At 71.5% G+C, this 16,704-nt stretch carries 14 protein-coding genes; 9 read left to right on the top strand and 5 right to left on the bottom strand.

Translation table 11 applies throughout. The features are described 5' to 3' along the window. Positions 1 to 34 precede the first annotated feature (34 nt). The gene (locus OG381_RS24775; protein ID WP_327718250.1) at positions 35 to 1,195 is read right to left on the bottom strand and encodes a PP2C family protein-serine/threonine phosphatase; all 1,161 of its coding nucleotides are present in this window, start codon (positions 1,193 to 1,195) and stop codon (positions 35 to 37) included. A gap of 137 nt (positions 1,196 to 1,332) precedes the next feature. On the opposite strand from OG381_RS24775, the gene OG381_RS24770 reads away from it, so the two are divergent. After that, positions 1,333 to 1,767 carry a hypothetical protein gene (locus OG381_RS24770; protein WP_327718249.1) on the top strand — a complete coding sequence of 145 codons (435 nt, stop codon included), beginning with the start codon at positions 1,333 to 1,335 and terminating at the stop codon, positions 1,765 to 1,767. A gap of 62 nt (positions 1,768 to 1,829) precedes the next feature. Here OG381_RS24770 and OG381_RS24765 read toward each other — a convergent pair whose 3' ends face one another. Next, complete coding sequence (locus OG381_RS24765) at positions 1,830 to 2,375, bottom strand: SH3 domain-containing protein (protein ID WP_327718248.1); 546 nt, start codon at positions 2,373 to 2,375, stop codon at positions 1,830 to 1,832. Positions 2,376 to 2,518: 143 nt separating this feature from the next. On the opposite strand from OG381_RS24765, the gene OG381_RS24760 reads away from it, so the two are divergent. After that, positions 2,519 to 3,049: a hypothetical protein gene (locus tag OG381_RS24760; protein WP_327718247.1), complete on the top strand. Its 531-nt coding sequence runs from the start codon at positions 2,519 to 2,521 to the stop codon at positions 3,047 to 3,049. Here the strand turns inward: OG381_RS24760 and OG381_RS24755 are convergent. Continuing rightward, on the bottom strand, positions 2,964 to 4,292 hold the full coding sequence (locus tag OG381_RS24755; protein ID WP_327718246.1) for an aminotransferase-like domain-containing protein: 1,329 nt from the start codon (positions 4,290 to 4,292) through the stop codon (positions 2,964 to 2,966). The genes OG381_RS24760 and OG381_RS24755 overlap by 86 nt on opposite strands. Positions 4,293 to 4,392: 100 nt before the next feature. Here OG381_RS24755 and OG381_RS24750 point away from each other — a divergent pair, with 100 nt between their 5' ends. From OG381_RS24750 to OG381_RS24740, 3 genes are all read left to right on the top strand, one after another. Beyond that, entirely contained in the window at positions 4,393 to 5,139 is a 747-nt protein-coding gene (locus OG381_RS24750) for an alpha/beta fold hydrolase (RefSeq protein ID WP_327718244.1), read from the top strand. A 70-nt stretch (positions 5,140 to 5,209) separates the two neighbouring features. After that, positions 5,210 to 6,136 (top strand): endonuclease/exonuclease/phosphatase family protein, encoded by a 927-nt coding sequence (locus tag OG381_RS24745; RefSeq protein WP_327722547.1) that lies wholly within the window; start codon positions 5,210 to 5,212, stop codon positions 6,134 to 6,136. 66 nt (positions 6,137 to 6,202) lie between these two features. Continuing rightward, a complete protein-coding gene (locus OG381_RS24740; RefSeq protein ID WP_327718243.1) occupies positions 6,203 to 8,131 on the top strand; it encodes an FUSC family protein in 1,929 nt (642 codons plus the stop codon). A 63-nt stretch (positions 8,132 to 8,194) separates the two neighbouring features. On the opposite strand, the gene OG381_RS24735 is transcribed toward OG381_RS24740, so the two are convergent. After that, positions 8,195 to 10,267, bottom strand: a complete 2,073-nt coding sequence (locus OG381_RS24735) for a PhoX family protein (RefSeq protein WP_327722546.1) — start codon at positions 10,265 to 10,267, stop codon at positions 8,195 to 8,197. Between the two features lie 294 nt (positions 10,268 to 10,561). Between OG381_RS24735 and OG381_RS24730 the strand changes: the two genes are divergently transcribed. Continuing rightward, positions 10,562 to 12,277, top strand: coding sequence for a VWA domain-containing protein (locus OG381_RS24730; RefSeq protein WP_327718242.1), 1,716 nt, complete (start codon positions 10,562 to 10,564; stop codon positions 12,275 to 12,277). 147 nt (positions 12,278 to 12,424) lie between these two features. After that, the gene (gene metG / locus OG381_RS24725) at positions 12,425 to 14,152 is read left to right on the top strand and encodes a methionine--tRNA ligase (RefSeq protein WP_327718241.1); all 1,728 of its coding nucleotides are present in this window, start codon (positions 12,425 to 12,427) and stop codon (positions 14,150 to 14,152) included. A 68-nt stretch (positions 14,153 to 14,220) separates the two neighbouring features. Here the strand turns inward: metG and OG381_RS24720 are convergent, their stop codons facing one another. Next, complete coding sequence (locus tag OG381_RS24720) at positions 14,221 to 15,564, bottom strand: pectate lyase family protein (RefSeq protein WP_327718240.1); 1,344 nt, start codon at positions 15,562 to 15,564, stop codon at positions 14,221 to 14,223. Positions 15,565 to 15,712: 148 nt separating this feature from the next. On the opposite strand from OG381_RS24720, the gene OG381_RS24715 reads away from it, so the two are divergent. Beyond that, positions 15,713 to 16,177 carry a hypothetical protein gene (locus OG381_RS24715; RefSeq protein ID WP_327718239.1) on the top strand — a complete coding sequence of 155 codons (465 nt, stop codon included), beginning with the start codon at positions 15,713 to 15,715 and terminating at the stop codon, positions 16,175 to 16,177. A 63-nt stretch (positions 16,178 to 16,240) separates the two neighbouring features. Then, the gene (locus OG381_RS24710; protein WP_327718238.1) at positions 16,241 to 16,606 is read left to right on the top strand and encodes a PH domain-containing protein; all 366 of its coding nucleotides are present in this window, start codon (positions 16,241 to 16,243) and stop codon (positions 16,604 to 16,606) included. The last annotated feature ends 98 nt before the right edge of the window (positions 16,607 to 16,704 follow it).

Genomic DNA, 16,704 nt, shown 5'->3' with positions numbered 1-16,704 from the left:
AGCACCGTAACCGCTGCGGCTGCGAAGGTGGACCTCAGGACGGCGAACGTCCCTTTCCTGACGGACTGCCCACCGGCCGCCGTACCGCGAACACCGTGGTGTCGTCGGCCAGCCGTCCCCCGCAGTGCCGCAGTGTGCCGTCGCGCACGAACGCGACCAGACGGTGCGGTTCGGCGATGCGCGGATCGGCGGCGACGGCGTCGGCGACCTCGGCGGCGAGCGGGTAGAAGAGGCCGCCCGGGTCACGGGCCTCGGTCACGCCGTCCGTGGTCAGCAGCAGGGTCTCACCGGGCGCCAGGGGCACCCGCAGCACCGGGGGCGGGCCGCCGGGGGCGAGTTCGCCGAGCCCGAGCGGGAGCGCCTCGCCGGGCGGCAGGTGCCGTACGCCGCCGGGGCCGACGACCAGCGGGGGTTCATGACCGAAGACGACGGCGTCGACGGCGCCGGTGTCGTCGTCGGGGAAGCCGAGCAGCACCGCCGTGGCGAAACGGTTTCCGTCGCCGCCGCCCCGACCGAGCGCCTTGATGTGCCCGCGGTGCCGCACCATCCGTACCTCCAGGCGCTCCGCGACCGTCGTGAGGTCGGCCTCGTGGTACCCGGCCTCGCGGAACGTACCGAGCAGCGCCGCGGCCGCCTCCACCGCGCCGAGGCCCTTGCCCTGGACGTCGCCGACGAGGACCCGGGTGCCGTGCGGACCGGGCTGGATGTCGAAGAAGTCGCCGCCGACCCGGGCCTCCACGTCGGAGGCGAGATAGACCGCCGCGTGCTCCAGACCGCCCCAGTCCGCGGGGATCGGGCGCAGCACCGTGCGGCGCGTGGTGTCGGCGATGTCCCGCATGTGCAGCATCAGCCGCTCACCGCGCAGCCGGACCGCGCAGGCCAGCACGGCGAGGACGCCGCCGACGCCGACGAGGATGAAGTCGGGCAGTCCGCTCTGGTACCGGTTCGGGTACGAGGTGTCCGCGAGAACATAGTTCAGCTGCGCGAGCACGGCGAAGACCGCGGTGCCCCACACCCCGCAGATCGCGGCGGCGATACCGGGCACCAGCACGACCCAGCTGATCATCCGGAACTCGCCGGCCGTGTTGAAGTCGATCACCGTGATGCCGATGAGCAGCAGCAGCGGCGGCACCCAGGCGACGCTGTGGCCGCGGACCCGCAGCAGCTCGCCGCGGCTGCGGACGTCGCCCTTCATGCCGTTCAGCGAAGCACGGGGCGCCCGGGGTCGCCATCCGGTGCCGGATACTCCCTTCCGCCGACTTGCCAGCGCCTCCTCCCAGGTGTGCTCTGGAGTCCGGGGGCAATCCGGGGGCGAGAGAGAGGAGTCCTCTCATGGCTCATGCGGCACCCGCGTCCCGCGGAATCACCCGTGGGACGCCCGATGTCTTCAGCGAGCGGGTCCACAGGGCGGCGCGGTTCGGCATCCCCGTCGTCCTCGGCCTGGTCTACGGCTACTGGGCCGCGGCCAACCGCCGCGGCGGCGGCGAGATCACCGGCTGGAACATCCTGTTCGGCTTCGTGACCGCGCTCACGTTCATCGTGCTGTGCCTCGCGGTGGCGACGTTCGCGCCGCTGCTCAAGCGCGAGCTGCACTCTCTGGTGAAGTCCGCCTTCGCGGGCGCGGCGGTCGGCTTCCTCTACAGCCAGACCGGCGAGAGCGTGCTGCGGTCCGCGGTCCTGGGCCTGGTGGTCACGGCGGGCGTCTTCGGCGTGTTCTTCTACCGCTACTACACCCGCGAGGACGGGGCCGGAAACCGTCTGCGCTGACCCCGCGTGACCTCGGCGAAGGGGCCCGGCAGCCGCTGCCGGGCCCCTTCGTCTTCCCTCTCTCACCCACCGCCCGGGAACATGTCCCAGGCGTCCGCCGAGGACCCGGTGGCACTCCAGCTCCACGAGCCGGAGAAACTCCAGGTTCCGGACCCCGACGCGCTCCACGAGTCGTTCCAGTACGGGTCGTCCCAGTTGCTCCAGGCCCCGTCCTTCCACTCGGGACACGGATCGGCGCAGTTCGGCACCGGGCGACCGCCGGTGTCGACGAAGACGGCGCTGGCCCAGCCCTGGGCGCCCTCGAGCCAGTACCAGTACCGATTGCCGTTGACTCGCTGCCCCTGGACCTTGCAGTCCACGCGGTCCTGGCTCCACGGCGAGAGCTGTGCGACGACGGGCGAGTGAGTGGTGGGCGCGGCTCTCACATTGAGGTCGACGCCGGAGACGATGGTGCCCCAGATCGGACCGCCGGATCCGCCACCGCCATGCCCGTCGGCATAAGTCGGCGGGGCGGCGGCTGCTGCCGTGGTGCCCGCTGCCGCGACGGCCAGAGTGCCGCCGGTGAGCAGGGCCGCGGCCAGGGTCCGCAGGGCCGGAGTGGTGCGCATGGATTCGGCCTCCTTCTCCCCAGATCCAGGAAACACCCGTTCGGGTGAACCCTCCACCGGAGAGCCCGGCCGGGGGTGCCGTCATGCACCCGTATGCAGTCACCCCGGTCGCGCACCCGCCCCCGGCGCCCTTGCCTGGAACCGTGCGCCCACCCCTCCGCAACGCCGTCTCGGCCGCCCTGATCGCCCTGGCCTGTCTGCTCGTCCCGTTCGGGGTGCTCGCGGCCTGGGCGACCTACGGAAGAAATGCCCAGCTCCCCCGGCTCAGGCATCAACTCGCCGACCCCTACCTGCCGTTCGAGGTCGCCGGATTCTGGCTCCCCGTCACCGCGCTGGCCCTCGCCGCCACCGGCATCGCGGTCGCCGCCTGCCGCCGCCGCGCGGTCACGGCGACCTCGCTGGGCACGGCGCTGGGCGGCGCGTTCCTGGGCCTCGCGGTGACACTCGGCCGCCATCTGACCCTCTCCGACCTGCACGAGGCCCGCCGCCCCGCCGCCGGCGCCATCTACGACGCCCTCACCGTCACCCTGCGCACGGTCTCCTGGCTGCTGGTCGCCCTCGGCCTCACCGCGGCCTGCGCCACCTGGCTCACGGCCGTCTGCGCACGACGCCGGCAAGCGTCCGCAGCGCCCGTTCCAGATCCCGCGGTGCGGCCGACGCGAGCCCGAGCCTGACCGCGTCCGGCGTCCGGTTCGGGTCGACGGCGAAGGCGGGCCCGGGCGTCACGGCGATCCCGAGCGCCGCCGCGGCGGCCGTGAAGGTGTCGGCACGCCAGGGCGCGGGCAGCTCCCACCAGGCGTAGTAGACCTGCGGGTGAGCCCGTACGACGAACCCGTGGAGCTCCTGGGCGACGAGCCGCTGCCGCATGGCCGCGTCCGCCCGCTTGGCCTCCACCAGCCGCTGGACGACCCCCGCCCCGACCAGCCGGACGGCCGCCTCCAGCGCGAACCGTCCCGCGCTCCACCCGCCGGAGCGGATCGCCGCGGCCACCGCGTGGCGGCGGTCCTTCGGTACGACGACGAAGCCGGCGGTGAGTCCCGGCGCGACCCGCTTGGACAGGCTGTCGACGACGTGGGTGAGACCGGGCGCGTGGGCGGCGAGGGGGTCGGGGGCGTGCGGGTGGAGGAAGGACCAGATGCGGTCCTCGACGACCGGGAGGTTCAGGTCGGCCACGGTGAGCGCGATCTCGCGGCGCCGGTCCCAGCTCATCGTCAGGGAGGTCGGGTTGTGCAGCGTCGGCTGGAGGTAGAGCGCGGACAGCGGGGCCGTGCGATGGGCGGCGGCGATGGACTGCGGCAGCGGTCCGTCCTCGTCCACGGCCAGCGGGACCAGGGTGATGCCCAGCCGCGCGGCGATCTCCTTGACCAGGGGGTACGTCAGCGACTCGACCCCCACCCGGCCGCCCGGCCGGACCAGGGAGGCGAGGGTGGCGGCGATGGACTGACGGGCGTTTCCGGTGAACAGCACCTGGGCCGGGTCGGGGTGCCAGCCGGGGGTCGCGAGGAGTGCGGCCACCGCCTCGCGCGCCGCCGCGGTGCCGTTGGCGGCGGCCGGGAGGAGCGCCTCGGCGAGGACGTCGGGGCGCAGCAGGGGTTCGAGGACGGGGGCGAGGAGCTCCGACTGGCCGGGCGCGGAAGGGTAGTTGAGCTCCATGTTCACGGGCGCCCGGGTCGCCTGCTCGGTCAGTGCCCGCCCGGCGGGCCCGGCCGGGGCGGCCCGTACGAAGGTGCCGCGTCCGACCTCCCCCACCACCAGCCCCCGCCGCACGAGTTCGCCGTACACCCGCCCCGCCGTCGATCCGGCGATCCCGCGCCGCCGGGCGAACTGCCGTTGCGGCGGCAGCCGTTCACCGGGTTTGAGCCGGCCGGCGGCGATGTCGTCGGCGAGTCGGTCGGCGATGCGCCGGTAGTCGTCCACGGGTCCCCCTCTTGCGTCACTGCTCTGTACGTTCTCGGGATTGCACCGAGGGCAAAGATCTTATTGCACCGAGGAGTTGGGGCGGCCTAGGGTCGACGTCATGGCGACAGTCCCTCTGGTCCTGGTCCACGGCCACCCCTTCGACCACACGATGTGGAACCCGCAGCGCGCTGCCTTCTCCGCCGACCGTCAGGTGATCACCCCCGACCTGCGCGGCTACGGCACCTCACCACGAGTCCCCGAGGTCACGCGCTTCGAACAGTTCGCCCAGGACATCCGAGAACTGCTGGACGAACTGGATGTACGGGAATGCGTGTTGGCCGGCCTCTCCATGGGCGGCCAGATCGTCATGGACTGCTACCGCCAGTTCCCCGAACGCGTCCGGGGGCTGGTCCTCGCCGACACGTTCCCGGCGCCGGAGACACCCGAGGGCGTCAAAGTCCGGCACGCCATGGCGGACCGCCTGCTGCGGGAGGGCCTGCGGGGCTACGCCGACGAGGTGCTGGAGAAGATGGTCGCCCCGTACGCGGATGCCGAGGTGAAGGCCCACGTCCACCGCATGATGACGGCCACCTCCCCGCAGGGCGCCGCGGCGGCCCTGCGCGCCCGCGCCGCCCGTCCCGACTACCGCGACCTGCTCACCCGCGTCACGGTCCCCGCCCTGGTCGTCGTGGGCACGGACGACGCGTACACCCCCGTCGCCGACGCGGAGGCGATGCACGCGGCCCTGCCCTCCTCACACCTGGTGGTGATCGAGGGCGCCGCCCATATGCCCAACCTGGAGCGGCCGGCGGAGTTCAACGAGGCGCTGGGGGAGTTTCTGACAAAGGTGGACGCGTCCTCCTAGTCTCGGAGCGGTGAGCAGCACCGAAGAACGGCCCGTACGACGGGAACGGCGAGCACGGCACAGGCTCGGCATCCGGATCGCCACCGTGCTGTTCGTCGTCGTCAGTGTCGTCATGGGGTGCCGGCTCGCCGACGTCGACGGGATCACGCCCGTCCCCCAGTTCCTCGCCTTCCTGCCCTGGCTGGTCGCGCCCACCGCGGCCGGCCTGGCCCTCGTCCTGCTCGCCCGCTGGTGGCCGGGTGCGGTGTGGGGCGTCGCCCTGCTCGGACTGCTGGCCTGGTTCATCGAGCCGTACGGCAAGACCACCGAGCCGGGCGGGCCCGCGGTCGCCTCCTTCCGGGTGCTGACCTCGAACGTGGAGTTCGGGCAGGCCACCGGGGCGCTGATCGACGCCGTACGGCGGGAGAGGCCGGAGCTGGTGTTCGTGCAGGAGTGCGAGTACACCTGCGACGCCGAGCTGAAGCGGACCCTGGGCGGCACCTATCCGCACCGGCGGGCCGTCGAGGGCGGCGGCTCCGCGGGGTCCGTCGTCCTCAGCCGGTTTCCGCTGAAGGCCACCGATCCGGTCCCCGGCACGATGGGGATGCCCGGAGCCGTCGCCGACGTGCGCGGGCACGCCGTACGGCTTCAGCTCGCGCACCCGATGCCGCCGCTCCCCGGGCAGGTGGACGTGTGGCGGCATGAGCTGGGCGCACTGCGGGACTTCGCGGCGGAACAGGCGGGCGGGACGACCCTGCTGGCCGGCGACTTCAACGCCTCCCAGGACCACGCCGCCTTCCGCCGCATCCTCGACACCGGGCTGCGCGACGCCGCCCGGCTCGCCGGCGACGACCGCGCGCCGAGCTGGCCGGCCCGGACCGCGCCGACGCTCGGGGCGCAGATCGACCACGTCCTGCTGTCCCCGGACTTCTCCGCGGAGACGGCCCGCTTCCTGGACCTGGCCGACACCGACCACCGGGCCCTGCTGGTGGGGATCACGCTGCACGTACGCCCATGACGTCCGGCCACCACGTGCGGGAGTGACGCGCGGAAGTGACAGGCGGGGATGACGTTGAATAGGCCCATGTCCCGCATCGGCCTCACACCGCCCGACTGGCTGGTCCGGAACCTCCAGACCCAGCCCGCACCCGTCAACCGGGCGGCCGTGGCCCGCGCGGCCGTCGCGATGGCCCTGCCGCTGGCCGTCGGACTGGCGGCGGGCGAGCCGGAGTACGGCGCCCTCGCCTCCATGGGCGCCCTCTCAGGCGTCATCGGCGACACCGCCGACGCCTACCGGATGCGGATCCTCAACATCGCGATCCCGCAGCTGTTCGGCGCGGTGGGGGTGACGCTGGGTTCACTGGTGTACGGCCAGGGATGGCTGGCGGTGGCCGTGGTCACGGGCGTGGCCCTCGTGTCCGGAATGATCTCGACGATCGGCGCGGTCGCCTCGGTGTCGGGTCTGCTGCTGTTGCTGAACTCCGTGGTGGGAGCGGGTCTGCCGATGCCGGGCCCGTGGTGGCTGGCGCCGGTGCTGATGACGGGCGGCGGCCTGCTCGTCCTCGTTCTCGCCCTGCTGGCCTGGCCGCTGAGGTCGGGGGTGCCGGAGCGGGCGGCGGTGGCCGGGGCGTACCGGACGGTCGCCGACCTGCTGACGGCGTGCGGTACCCCGGACTACGCCGAGGCCCGCCAGACCGTCACGCAGTCCCTGAACCAGTCGTACGACCTCATCCTCGCCCGTCGCGCCCGCCACCACGGCCGCAGCCCCGAACTCACCCGCCTCCTCGCCCAGTTGAACGCGATCACCCCGGTGGTGGAGGCGGCCCCCGCGGCCCACCTGACGGGAAAGCCGCTCCCGGCGGAGGTCCCGGAGGCGGTACGTCACCTCGCCCAGGCCGTGGAGACGGGCTACACGGGCCCCATAGGGCTCCGGCTGCCGGTGGCCGTGACCGAGACGACCCGCGCAGTCGACCACGCCCTGCGGCACGCGGCCGAGGTCGTCGCGGCCCCCGACGTGGACCCCCGCGCCATCGCCGACCGCCTCGGCCGCCCGGCCGCGTTGCGCACCCGCGCCGCGCGGGCCGCCCGCGACGTGGCCCTCTCGGCGGCCTCCTGGCGCTACGGCCTGCGCCTGGCGCTCTGCATCGGCGTGGCCCAGGTGCTGGTCTCGATCATCCCGGTGCCCCGCTCGTACTGGGTGGCGCTGACCATCACCTTCGTCCTGAAGCCGGACTTCGGCTCGGTCTTCTCGCGGGCGCTGCTGCGGGCCCTGGGCACGGTGGCGGGCCTGGTGCTCGCCGCCGCGGTCCTGTCGCAGGTGCCGCGGGGCTGGTGGGACGTACCCGTGATGCTGCTCCTGGCCCCGCTGATCCCGGCACTGACCCCTCGCGGATACGGCTACCAGACGGCGGCGATCACCCCCGTGATCCTGCTGCTCTCGGACGTGCTGAACCACCAGGGCACCGGTCTGCTCCTGCCCCGCCTGGTGGACTCGCTGATGGGCTGTGCGATCGCCCTGGTCGCGGGCTATCTGCTCTGGCCGGAGAGCTGGCACACCAGGGTCGGCGACCGGCTGGCGGACGCGGTGGCGGACACCGCGCGCTATGTGGAGTGCGCCTTCGGCGAGCAGGCCGTGGATCCGCCGGCCCGGGCTCGTATGCGCCGCGGTCTGTACCGCGACCTGTCGGTCATCCGTACGGAGTTCCAGCGCGCCCTGACCGAGCCCCCGCCGACGGGGCGGCGGGCCGCCGCGTGGTGGCCGCTGGTCGTCGCCGTGGAACGGATCGTCGACGCGACGACGGCCGCGAGGGTGCGCACCAAGCACGGAGCGGCCCTGCCCTCGGACGCCGAGGTCGCCCAAGTGGTCCTGCAACTGCGGGAACTGGCGCAGGGCGTACGGGAGGCCGAGACGCTCTACACCGTCCGTACCGACCTGACCGGGCCGTCGGGGAGCGTGCTGGAGCCGTTGCGCCAGGAGGTGGCGGCGGCCCGGGCGATCGCGTCGCCGCACTGAACACCCGGGTGCTCTCGTCCCCGGGTGGCCGGAACGCATGGTTCCGGCCGCTCCGGGCCTCGCTCAGACGCCGATGTCGTCGCCGTCCTTGCGCCACACCGCCACGACCGCCGGGCGGACGATCCGGCCCGGGCCGTCGGGCCAGACGCTCGCCGGGTTCTCCACCGTCGCCCCGCTGATCTCGCCCGGGTGCTGGACGGAGACCAGGACACGGCGGTCCTGGACGATCGGGCCGCAGGTCTCGGCGCCGATCGGCATGGTCAGGAACTGCTTGAGCTCACCGCGCCGGTCGCCCTTGGTCGCGACGCCGAAGAGGCCGTCGTGGTGGCCGAGCTGGGCGCCGTCGGTGGAGATCCACAGGTTGCCGTGCGGGTCGAAGGCGACGTTGTCCGGGCAGGAGATGGGGCTGACGCGGTCCTTGGGGAAGCCGGCGAAGTAGGTGGCCGGGTCGGCCGGGTCACCGGCGACGAGGAACAGGAGCCAGGCGAACTTCGTGCTCTCCGGCCGGTTCCAGCGCTCGGTCAGCTCCAGGATCTGGCCGTGCTTGTTGGCATTGCGCGGGTTGGCCTCGTCCGCCGGGGCGTTGCCGCCGACACCGCGGTTGGTGTTGTTGGTGAGGGCGACGTACACCTTGCCGGTGTGCGGGTTCGGCTCGATGTCCTCGGGCCGGTCCATCTTGGTCGCGCCGACCTTGTCACCGGCGAGGCGGGTGAAGACGAAGACCTCGTCGGCGCTCATGCCGTCGACGTGCGAGACGGCGCCCTTGGCGGTCGCGGTGGCCAGCGGTATCCACTCGCCGCTGCCGTCGAACTCGCCGTCGGAGGGCAGCTTGCCGGTGCCGTCGATCTCGATGGCGGGGGAGTCGCCGGTGAGCTTGGCGACGTAGAGCGTGCCCTCGTCCAGCAGCGAGAGATTGTGCTCGCGGACGGCGCGGCCCGTCCCCCTCCTCATCCGCTTGCTGCTGACGAACTTGTAGAAGTAGTCGAAGCGCTCGTCGTCACCGGAGTAGACGACGGGGCGCCCGTCGCCGGTGAGCCGGACGGTGGCGCCCTCGTGCTTGAAGCGGCCCAGGGCGGTGTGCTTGCGGGGCGTGGAGGTCGGGTCGTACGGGTCGAACTCGACGACGTATCCGAAGCGGTGGACCTCGTTGGGCTCCTGGGCGACGTCGAACCGCTTGTCGAAGCGTTCCCACTTGCGCTCGGTCGCGCCCGTCCCGATGCCGTACCGCTTGTCGGTGGCCCGGCTGCTGTTGGCGAAGTACTGGTTGAAGTTCTCCTCGCCGTGCAGGCTCGTGCCCCAGGGGGTCGTCCCGCCCGAGCAGTTGTTGAGCGTCCCGAGGACCTTCGTCCCCGTCGGGTCGGCGGAGGTCTTCAGGAGGTGGGAGCCGGCGGCCGGGCCGGTGAGCCGGAACTCGGTGGTGGCCGTGACCCGGCGGTTGAGGGGATGGCGGGGTACGACGGTCAGCTTGCCGGTCTTACGGCTCTCCTCGACCACGACCGCGGACAGCCCGTGTGCCGCCCAGGCGATCTCGACCTGCTCGCGGGTGGGGTCGGCGGCGTCGTAGCCGCGGAACATCAGGACCTCGTCGGTGTACTCGTGGTTGGCGACGAGGAGCTGCTTGCCGTGGCCCAGCGGGAGCAGGGTCAGGTAGTCGTTGTTGTACCCGAACTGTCCGGCCTGGGCGGCGGCGCTCTGGTTGTCCGGGTCGAAGGCGGGCGCACCGCGCAGGATGGGCTCGCCCCAGCGGACGACCACGTTCTGGGCGTAGCCGTCCGGGACGGTGACCTGGTCGGCGGTGTTGGGCGCGACCGGGGTGAAACGGAGCCCGCGGGCGGCCTTGCCGCTGCCGGGCTTGTACGAGGCGGCGGTCGCGTCGGTGGCGGCGTGGGCCTGCGGCGCCGCCGCGACGGTGGCGGAACCGGCGGCCGCGGCGACCGTGACGACGGCGGCGGCCTGCATGACCGACCGCCGGCTGACGGCACCGGCGATCACGTCGCCGACGTACTCGTTGGCGCTGGTGTTGGGCACCTCGTGGAAGCAGGCGTTGCCGCACCGGTACAGGCACGTCAGGGCGGAGCGGCCGCCCGGGTGCGCGTCGGACGACGACGTCCTGATCAACGGCAGCAGTTTGCGCATTTTGTGTTCCCCTTGCTTCCCCATGGGATCCCCTTGAACCCGCGTCACGGACGCTAGGAGCCCGTCTGTGCGGCAGCGGGGACTGCCGGTGAACTGCCGGTGAATCCGAGGTGGCGGTAGGAGAGTTGGCGGCCCGGGGGAGGATGGGGACCGGCCTGTGGCCGGTTGGCGGTCTTGACGGAGACAGGGTCCTGTGGCAGCCCCCGCCCAAGATCACCATCGGAGGCCGCTAACCTTACGTGTCCGTCCTGGCCAGGGATTTACGGGCATCAACTCACGCGAAGGGTTGCGCACATGGGCATTCTCACTCTCCTGCGGAACGCGTTCGGCCGGTCACGCAAGGGCAGCGCCGAGGCAGAGGGTGCGGAAGGGACGAAGCCGACGGTGCCCTCCCCGTCACCCGAGCCCTCGACCCCGACCTCGGCCACGGCCCAGGTCCCGGAGCAGCGTCCGTCGACGTCGGCGACCCTGTCGACGAAGGACGAGCACGACCTCGTGTCGGCGGCGTTCGACAACGTGGCGGTACCGAAGCCGGGGGGCCCGGTGGACGAGCGGGAGCCCGAGCCTGCGGCACAGACCGCCGTGGCGGAAGAGCCGACGCCGGTCGCCGAGGAAACCGTGACGGAGACCGCCGTAGCGGAACCGGTCGCGGAAGAAAAGAAGACCGAGGAGCCGACGCCGGTCGCGGAAACCGCACCGGAGGCGGACTCTGCCGAGGCCACCGCCGAGGCACCGGTCGCGGAGGAGCCCACCCCGGAACCCGCCGCGGAGACGGAGCCGGAGCCGGTCGTAGAGCCCACACCCGAGCCCGAGACGGAGCCGGCGGTCGAGGAGTCCGCGTCTGAGGCGGCCGTCGCGGAGGAGCCGGCGACTGCCGAGGAGCCCGCAGCGGCAGCCGAGCCCGAGACGGCCGCCGAGGAAACCGCGCCGGAGACGGACTCTGTCGAGGCACCGGTCGCGGAAGAGCCCACCCCGGAACCGGCCGCGGAGACCCAGCCGGAGCCCGCCGCCGAAGCCGCACCCGAGCCGGAGCCGGAGCCGACGGTCGAGGAGCCCGTCGCGGTGGCCGAGACCGAGCCGGTCGCGGAGACCCAGCCCGAGACGGTCGCCGACGAAACCGCACCGGAGGCGGTCTCTGCCGAGGCCACCGCCGAGGCACCGGAGGCGCCGGTCGCGGAGGAGCCCACCCCGGAACCCGCCGCGGAGACGGAGCCGGAGCCGGTCGTGGAGCCGACACCCGAGCCCGAGGCCGAGACGGTCGCCGAGACCGAGCCCGCGCCCGCCCCTCAGCCCGAGACGGTCGTCGAGGAGCCCGCCGTCCTCGAACCGGTCGCCGCGGCCGCCGACGGCGGGTCCGCCCCGCAGGAGCCGGCCGCGGTCGACCACGACGCCGCCGCCCTCGCCCTCGCCAAGGCCGGTCTCACCACCGCCCGCGCCAGGACCTACCTCGTCCTGGACCGCTCCGCGAGCATGCGCCCGTACTACAAGGACGGTTCCGCACAGGCCCTCGCCGACCAGACGCTCGCGCTCGCGGCCCACCTCACCCCGGACGGCGAAGCCGGCACCCCCTCCGTGCACGTCGTCTTCTTCTCCACCGAGGTCGACGGCACCACCGACCTCACCCCCGCCTCCCCGAAGGACGCGATCGACGAGGCGCACGCCGGTCTCGGCCGCATGGGCCGCACCAGCTACCACGCGGCCGTGGAAGCCGTACTCGCCCACTACGACAAGCACACCCCCGACGCGAAGGTCCCCGCCCTGGTCGTCTTCCAGACCGACGGCGCCCCCGACGCGAAGACCCCCGCCACCCAGGCCCTGACCGACGCGGCGAAGAGCCACCCCTCGGTGTTCTTCTCCTTCGTCGCGTTCGGCGAGCACGAGAACAAGGCGTTCGACTACCTCCGCAAACTGAAGACCGACAACACGGCCTTCTTCCACGCGGGCCCGACCCCCAAGGAGCTCACGGACGCGGAGCTCTACGACGGCGTACTGATCGACTGGCGCCCGTAGTCACCGAAGACCGGCACACCCCGGGCCGCCCGCTTCCCATCCCTCAATACGGAAAGCGGGCGGCCTGCCCATGTCGGCTAGGATTTCTTGGTTCGTAAAGCATCACGAAATCCAGCACCACGAAATCCGACCTGGGAGCAGCCCCCGATGGCTCGACACCTCATCACCAGCGCCCTTCCGTACATCAACGGGATCAAGCACCTGGGCAACATGGTGGGGTCCATGCTCCCGGCGGACGTGTACTCCCGGTACCTCCGCCAGCGCGGCCACGACGTCCTCTACATCTGCGCCACCGACGAGCACGGCACCCCCGCCGAGCTCGCCGCGAAGGAGGCGGGGCTCAGCGTCGCCGAGTTCTGCGCCCAGGCGCACGACGCCCAGAAGGCGGTCTACGACGGCTTCGCGCTGGCCTTCGACTACTTCGGCCGCAGCTCCAGCGAGCAGAACGTCGAGATCACCCAGCACTTCGCCCGCCGCCTCAACGAGAACGGCTTCATCGAGGAGCGGGCGATCCGCCAGGTGTACTCCCCGACCGACGGCCGCTTCCTCCCGGACCGCTACGTCGAGGGCACCTGCCCCCACTGCGGCTACGACAAGGCCCGCGGCGACCAGTGCGAGAACTGCACCCGCGTCCTGGACCCCACCGACCTGATCGACCCGCGCTCGGCGATCTCCGGCTCCACGGACCTGGAGGTCCGGGAGACCAAGCACCTCTTCCTGCTCCAGTCGAAGCTCCAGCACGAGGTCGAGGAGTGGGTCGCCCGGCACGAGGACGAGTGGCCCCAGCTGGCCTCCTCCATCGCCCGCAAGTGGCTGACCGAGGGCCTGCACGACCGCGCCATCACCCGTGACCTGGACTGGGGCGTCCCGGTCCCGGCGGACACGTGGCCGGAGCTGGCGGCCGAGGGCAAGGTCTTCTACGTCTGGTTCGACGCCCCGATCGAGTACATCGGCGCGACCAAGGAGTGGTCGGACCTGGACCCGGAGAACCGGGACTGGAAGTCCTGGTGGTACGAGGCCGACTCCGGTGAGAACCCGGTCCGCTACACCGAGTTCATGGCGAAGGACAACGTCCCCTTCCACACGGTGATGTTCCCGGCCACCGAGCTCGGCGTCCGGGAGCCGTGGAAGAAGGTCGACTACGTCAAGGCCTTCAACTGGCTGACGTACTACGGCGGAAAGTTCTCCACGAGCCAGCGGCGGGGCGTCTTCACCGACCAGGCCCTGGACATCCTCCCGGCCGACTACTGGCGCTACTTCCTGATCGCCAACGCTCCCGAGTCCGACGACTCGTCCTTCACCTGGGAGCACTTCACCGCCACGGTGAACAAGGACCTCGCCGACACCCTCGGCAACTTCGTCAACCGCGTCCTGTCCTTCTCCAAGAAGCGCTTCGGCGAGGAGGTCCCCGCGGGCGGCGAGCCGGGCGCCGCGGAGACGAAGCTGGGCGAGGAGATTTCCCGCCTCCTCGCCGAGTACGAGGAGCAGATGGAGGCCCTCCAGTTCCGCAAGGCCGCGGCCGCCCTGCGCGCCCTGTGGTCGGCCGGCAACTCCTACCTGGAGGAGAAGGCTCCCTGGCTGGAGATCAAGACCGACCAGGAGGCCGCCGCCCTCACCCTGCGCACGGCGATGAACCTGATCCACCTCTACGCGGTGGTCTCGGAACCCTTCATCCCGGCCACCTCGGCGGCCATGCGCCAGGCCTTCGCCCTCGAGAACGACACGGCCACCTGGATCAGCCCGGAAGCCGCCCGCGCCCTCACCGCCGTCCCGGTCGGCACCCCCTTCACCGTCCCGCCGGTCCTCTTCGCCAAGCTCACGGAGGACGACCTGGAGACGTACAAGGAGCGCTTCGGCGGCGAGCCGGCCGCGTAAGCGGTCACGTACGCACCGAGAAAGGGCCCGGGACAGCATGTCCCGGGCCCTTCCTTGCGTGATCGGCCCTACTTCAGGGCGCCCGCGCCCGCCGTCGTGCCCAGCGTCGTCGGCAGGTTCTTCGCCGAGGACTCCAGGCCCGCCGTCAGGGTGGGGGTCCAGTTCACGGTCGTCTTCAGGTCCTTGGAGGACGCCGCGTTGTACGCCGCGACCAGGTCCGTGACCGTGCCGTTCACCAGGTTGCCCGAGCCCTTGACGGAGCCGGTGCCGTCGCCGCTGAGGAGCTTGGCGACCTTCACCGACGACGGGACCTTCCAGGAGTTGTTCTCGGCGACGACCTGGGCCTTGGCGCGGGAGTTGATGCTGTACTGCACCGCGTAGCCGTTCAGCGGGGTCACGTCGTAGTAGTTGTTGTAGATGTGGACCTGGCCCACGCGCGCGAGCGGGGCGCGCTGGGTGATGCCCTTGTAGATGTTGTGGTGGATCGAGACACGCAGCTTGCCCGCGGGCTCGCTGTCGCTGCTGCCGATCAGCGTGGTCTTGTCGTGGTTGGTGAACTGGTTGCGGGACACCGTCACGAGGTCGGAGCTCTTGGTGATGTCCAGCGCGCCGTCGTGGATCTGGTACTCGCGGCCGTAGTACTTGGGGTTCGCCGAGTCCAGGTGCGGCGCGTCGGTGAACGTGTTGTGGTCCGCCCAGACGTGGGTGGCGCCGCGCAGGGTCACCGAGTCGTAGTTGGAGTTCCAGTTGCCGTCGTCACCGTCGGTCGGGTCCCACTGCGGGAAGCAGTCCTCGGTGGCGGCGAAGGCGAGGTTGCGGACGATGACGTTGTCCACGTTCTGGATCTGGAGCATGCCGCCGGTGATCCCGGCGTTGGTGCCGGGGACGCCGACGACCGAGGTGTTCGCCGGGACCTTGAAGACGATGTTCTTCGCCTGCTTGGTCTGGGCGGCGGCGCGCGCCTTCTCCTGGGTGCCGGAGGGCAGCTTGGAGCGGCCGTACGTCGACGGGTCGTACGCCTTCAGATAGGCGGAGAACGAGTAGCCCGTGCCCGACGCGTAGTCCGCGCAGGTCAGCTTCTTGCCCGCGTCGTCGGTGTTGGCGTCGATCGTGCCCTTGACCTTGATGATCCGGGGCGTGGTGTCGGAGGCCGAGCCCAGCGCCTTGACCAGCTGGGCACGGGTGGAGACCGTGAAGGTGTGCGCGGCGTCGGCCTTCGTGCCACCGGTCGTGCCCGTCCCCGAGGAGGCCCAGCCGTCCTTGGCGGCGAGGGTCTCGTGGTACAGGTCGACGGTCCCGGCGTTCGCGTTCAGCACGAGCGCGCCCGCACCGACACCGGCCGCCACCACGGCGGCGGAGACGACGAGGGTGCGGCGCTTGCGGAGAGACCGGCGGTGTGCGGGAGCAGCCACGGATGAGTCCTTACGTACTTGGGGGGTAGTTCCGACTCTTCTGTGGTCGTGGAGATCCAAAAGGTTGCCGTAAAAATTTCGTCTCATCGGTGATCAACTGATGGATGGGGGGCGGAACTTGCCAGAGAAGCTACGTATGGTTTGCGCCATGGCAGTACCTGGGCTCATCCCGATCGCCTACGAGCCGCACGGCCGTACCGAGGCCATCGGTCTATACGCGGACGGGCAGTTCCTCGGGTCGGTCTCGTACGCCTTCCCCAAGGGGTTCCGGCTCGACAGCGGCTGGGAGGAGCACAAGCGCCTCTACGCCGTGCTGCACACCTTCGACGCGGAGGGCCACTACCGCGACTCGCGGATCTGGTGCGCCGGCACCTGGGCGGAGCAGCAGCGCGACGGTTCGGTACTCGCCCGGGCGCGGGCCCACCTCGCCACGCTGCTGCGCAGTCTGCCCCGGCGCACGTACACCGACATCGCCGTACGGCCCTTCCAGCTCACCGTCGACGATGTCCTGTTCGGGCTGGTCACCGGGGAGGACGAGGACGAGCTCTGGGCCGAGCTGTACCCGGACAATCTGGGCTTCGGGCCGCCCTGGGACGGCAGTTACGACACCTGATCTAGGCAGACGCCCCCACAAGGCGCTATACATGCCGAAGATCACTAGTGGGGGGTTTCATCCATGGCACTTTTCGGCAACGCGCACACCATCGACCCGGGCCAGGCGGCATCGGACTTCGGCAAGCTGCTGGGCGCCGGTGAGGTTGTGCAGGCGGCGTACCAGCTGGTGCGCGACGTCATCATGTTCACCGACCGTCGGCTGATCCTGGTCGACAAGCAGGGCATCACCGGCAAGAAGGTCGAGTACCACTCGATCCCGTACCGCAGCATCACGCACTTCGCGGTGGAGACGGCCGGCACCTTCGACCTCGACGCCGAGCTGAAGATCTGGGTCTCCGGCAACTCCGTGCCGATCCAGAAGACCTTCACCAAGGGCGTGGACATCTACGAGGTGCAGGCGATCCTCACCCAGTACGTCGCGCGCTAGGCGCTCCGCCGGGGGTGCGGCGACATGCCGTCGATCGTCTGCGGCACCAACGTGGCTGATCGCGCAGTTCCCCGCGCCCCTTCAGGGCCCAGGCCACC

This window comes from Streptomyces sp. NBC_00490 (assembly GCF_036013645.1).
Classification (GTDB): Bacteria; Actinomycetota; Actinomycetes; order Streptomycetales; family Streptomycetaceae; genus Streptomyces; species Streptomyces canus_F.
Note: the sequence above shows the minus strand (reverse complement) of the source record. Positions and strands in the feature narration are given on the sequence as shown.

Coding starts and splice junctions, on each gene's coding strand:
- metG (WP_327718241.1), top strand. CDS start 12,425: ATGGCTCGACACCTCATCACCAGCGCCCTTCCGTACATCAACGGGATC.
- OG381_RS24750 (WP_327718244.1), top strand. CDS start 4,393: ATGGCGACAGTCCCTCTGGTCCTGGTCCACGGCCACCCCTTCGACCAC.
- OG381_RS24740 (WP_327718243.1), top strand. CDS start 6,203: ATGTCCCGCATCGGCCTCACACCGCCCGACTGGCTGGTCCGGAACCTC.
- OG381_RS24730 (WP_327718242.1), top strand. CDS start 10,562: ATGGGCATTCTCACTCTCCTGCGGAACGCGTTCGGCCGGTCACGCAAG.
- OG381_RS24710 (WP_327718238.1), top strand. CDS start 16,241: ATGGCACTTTTCGGCAACGCGCACACCATCGACCCGGGCCAGGCGGCA.
- OG381_RS24735 (WP_327722546.1), bottom strand. CDS start 10,267: ATGCGCAAACTGCTGCCGTTGATCAGGACGTCGTCGTCCGACGCGCAC.
- OG381_RS24715 (WP_327718239.1), top strand. CDS start 15,713: ATGGCAGTACCTGGGCTCATCCCGATCGCCTACGAGCCGCACGGCCGT.
- OG381_RS24765 (WP_327718248.1), bottom strand. CDS start 2,375: ATGCGCACCACTCCGGCCCTGCGGACCCTGGCCGCGGCCCTGCTCACC.
- OG381_RS24775 (WP_327718250.1), bottom strand. CDS start 1,195: ATGAAGGGCGACGTCCGCAGCCGCGGCGAGCTGCTGCGGGTCCGCGGC.
- OG381_RS24770 (WP_327718249.1), top strand. CDS start 1,333: ATGGCTCATGCGGCACCCGCGTCCCGCGGAATCACCCGTGGGACGCCC.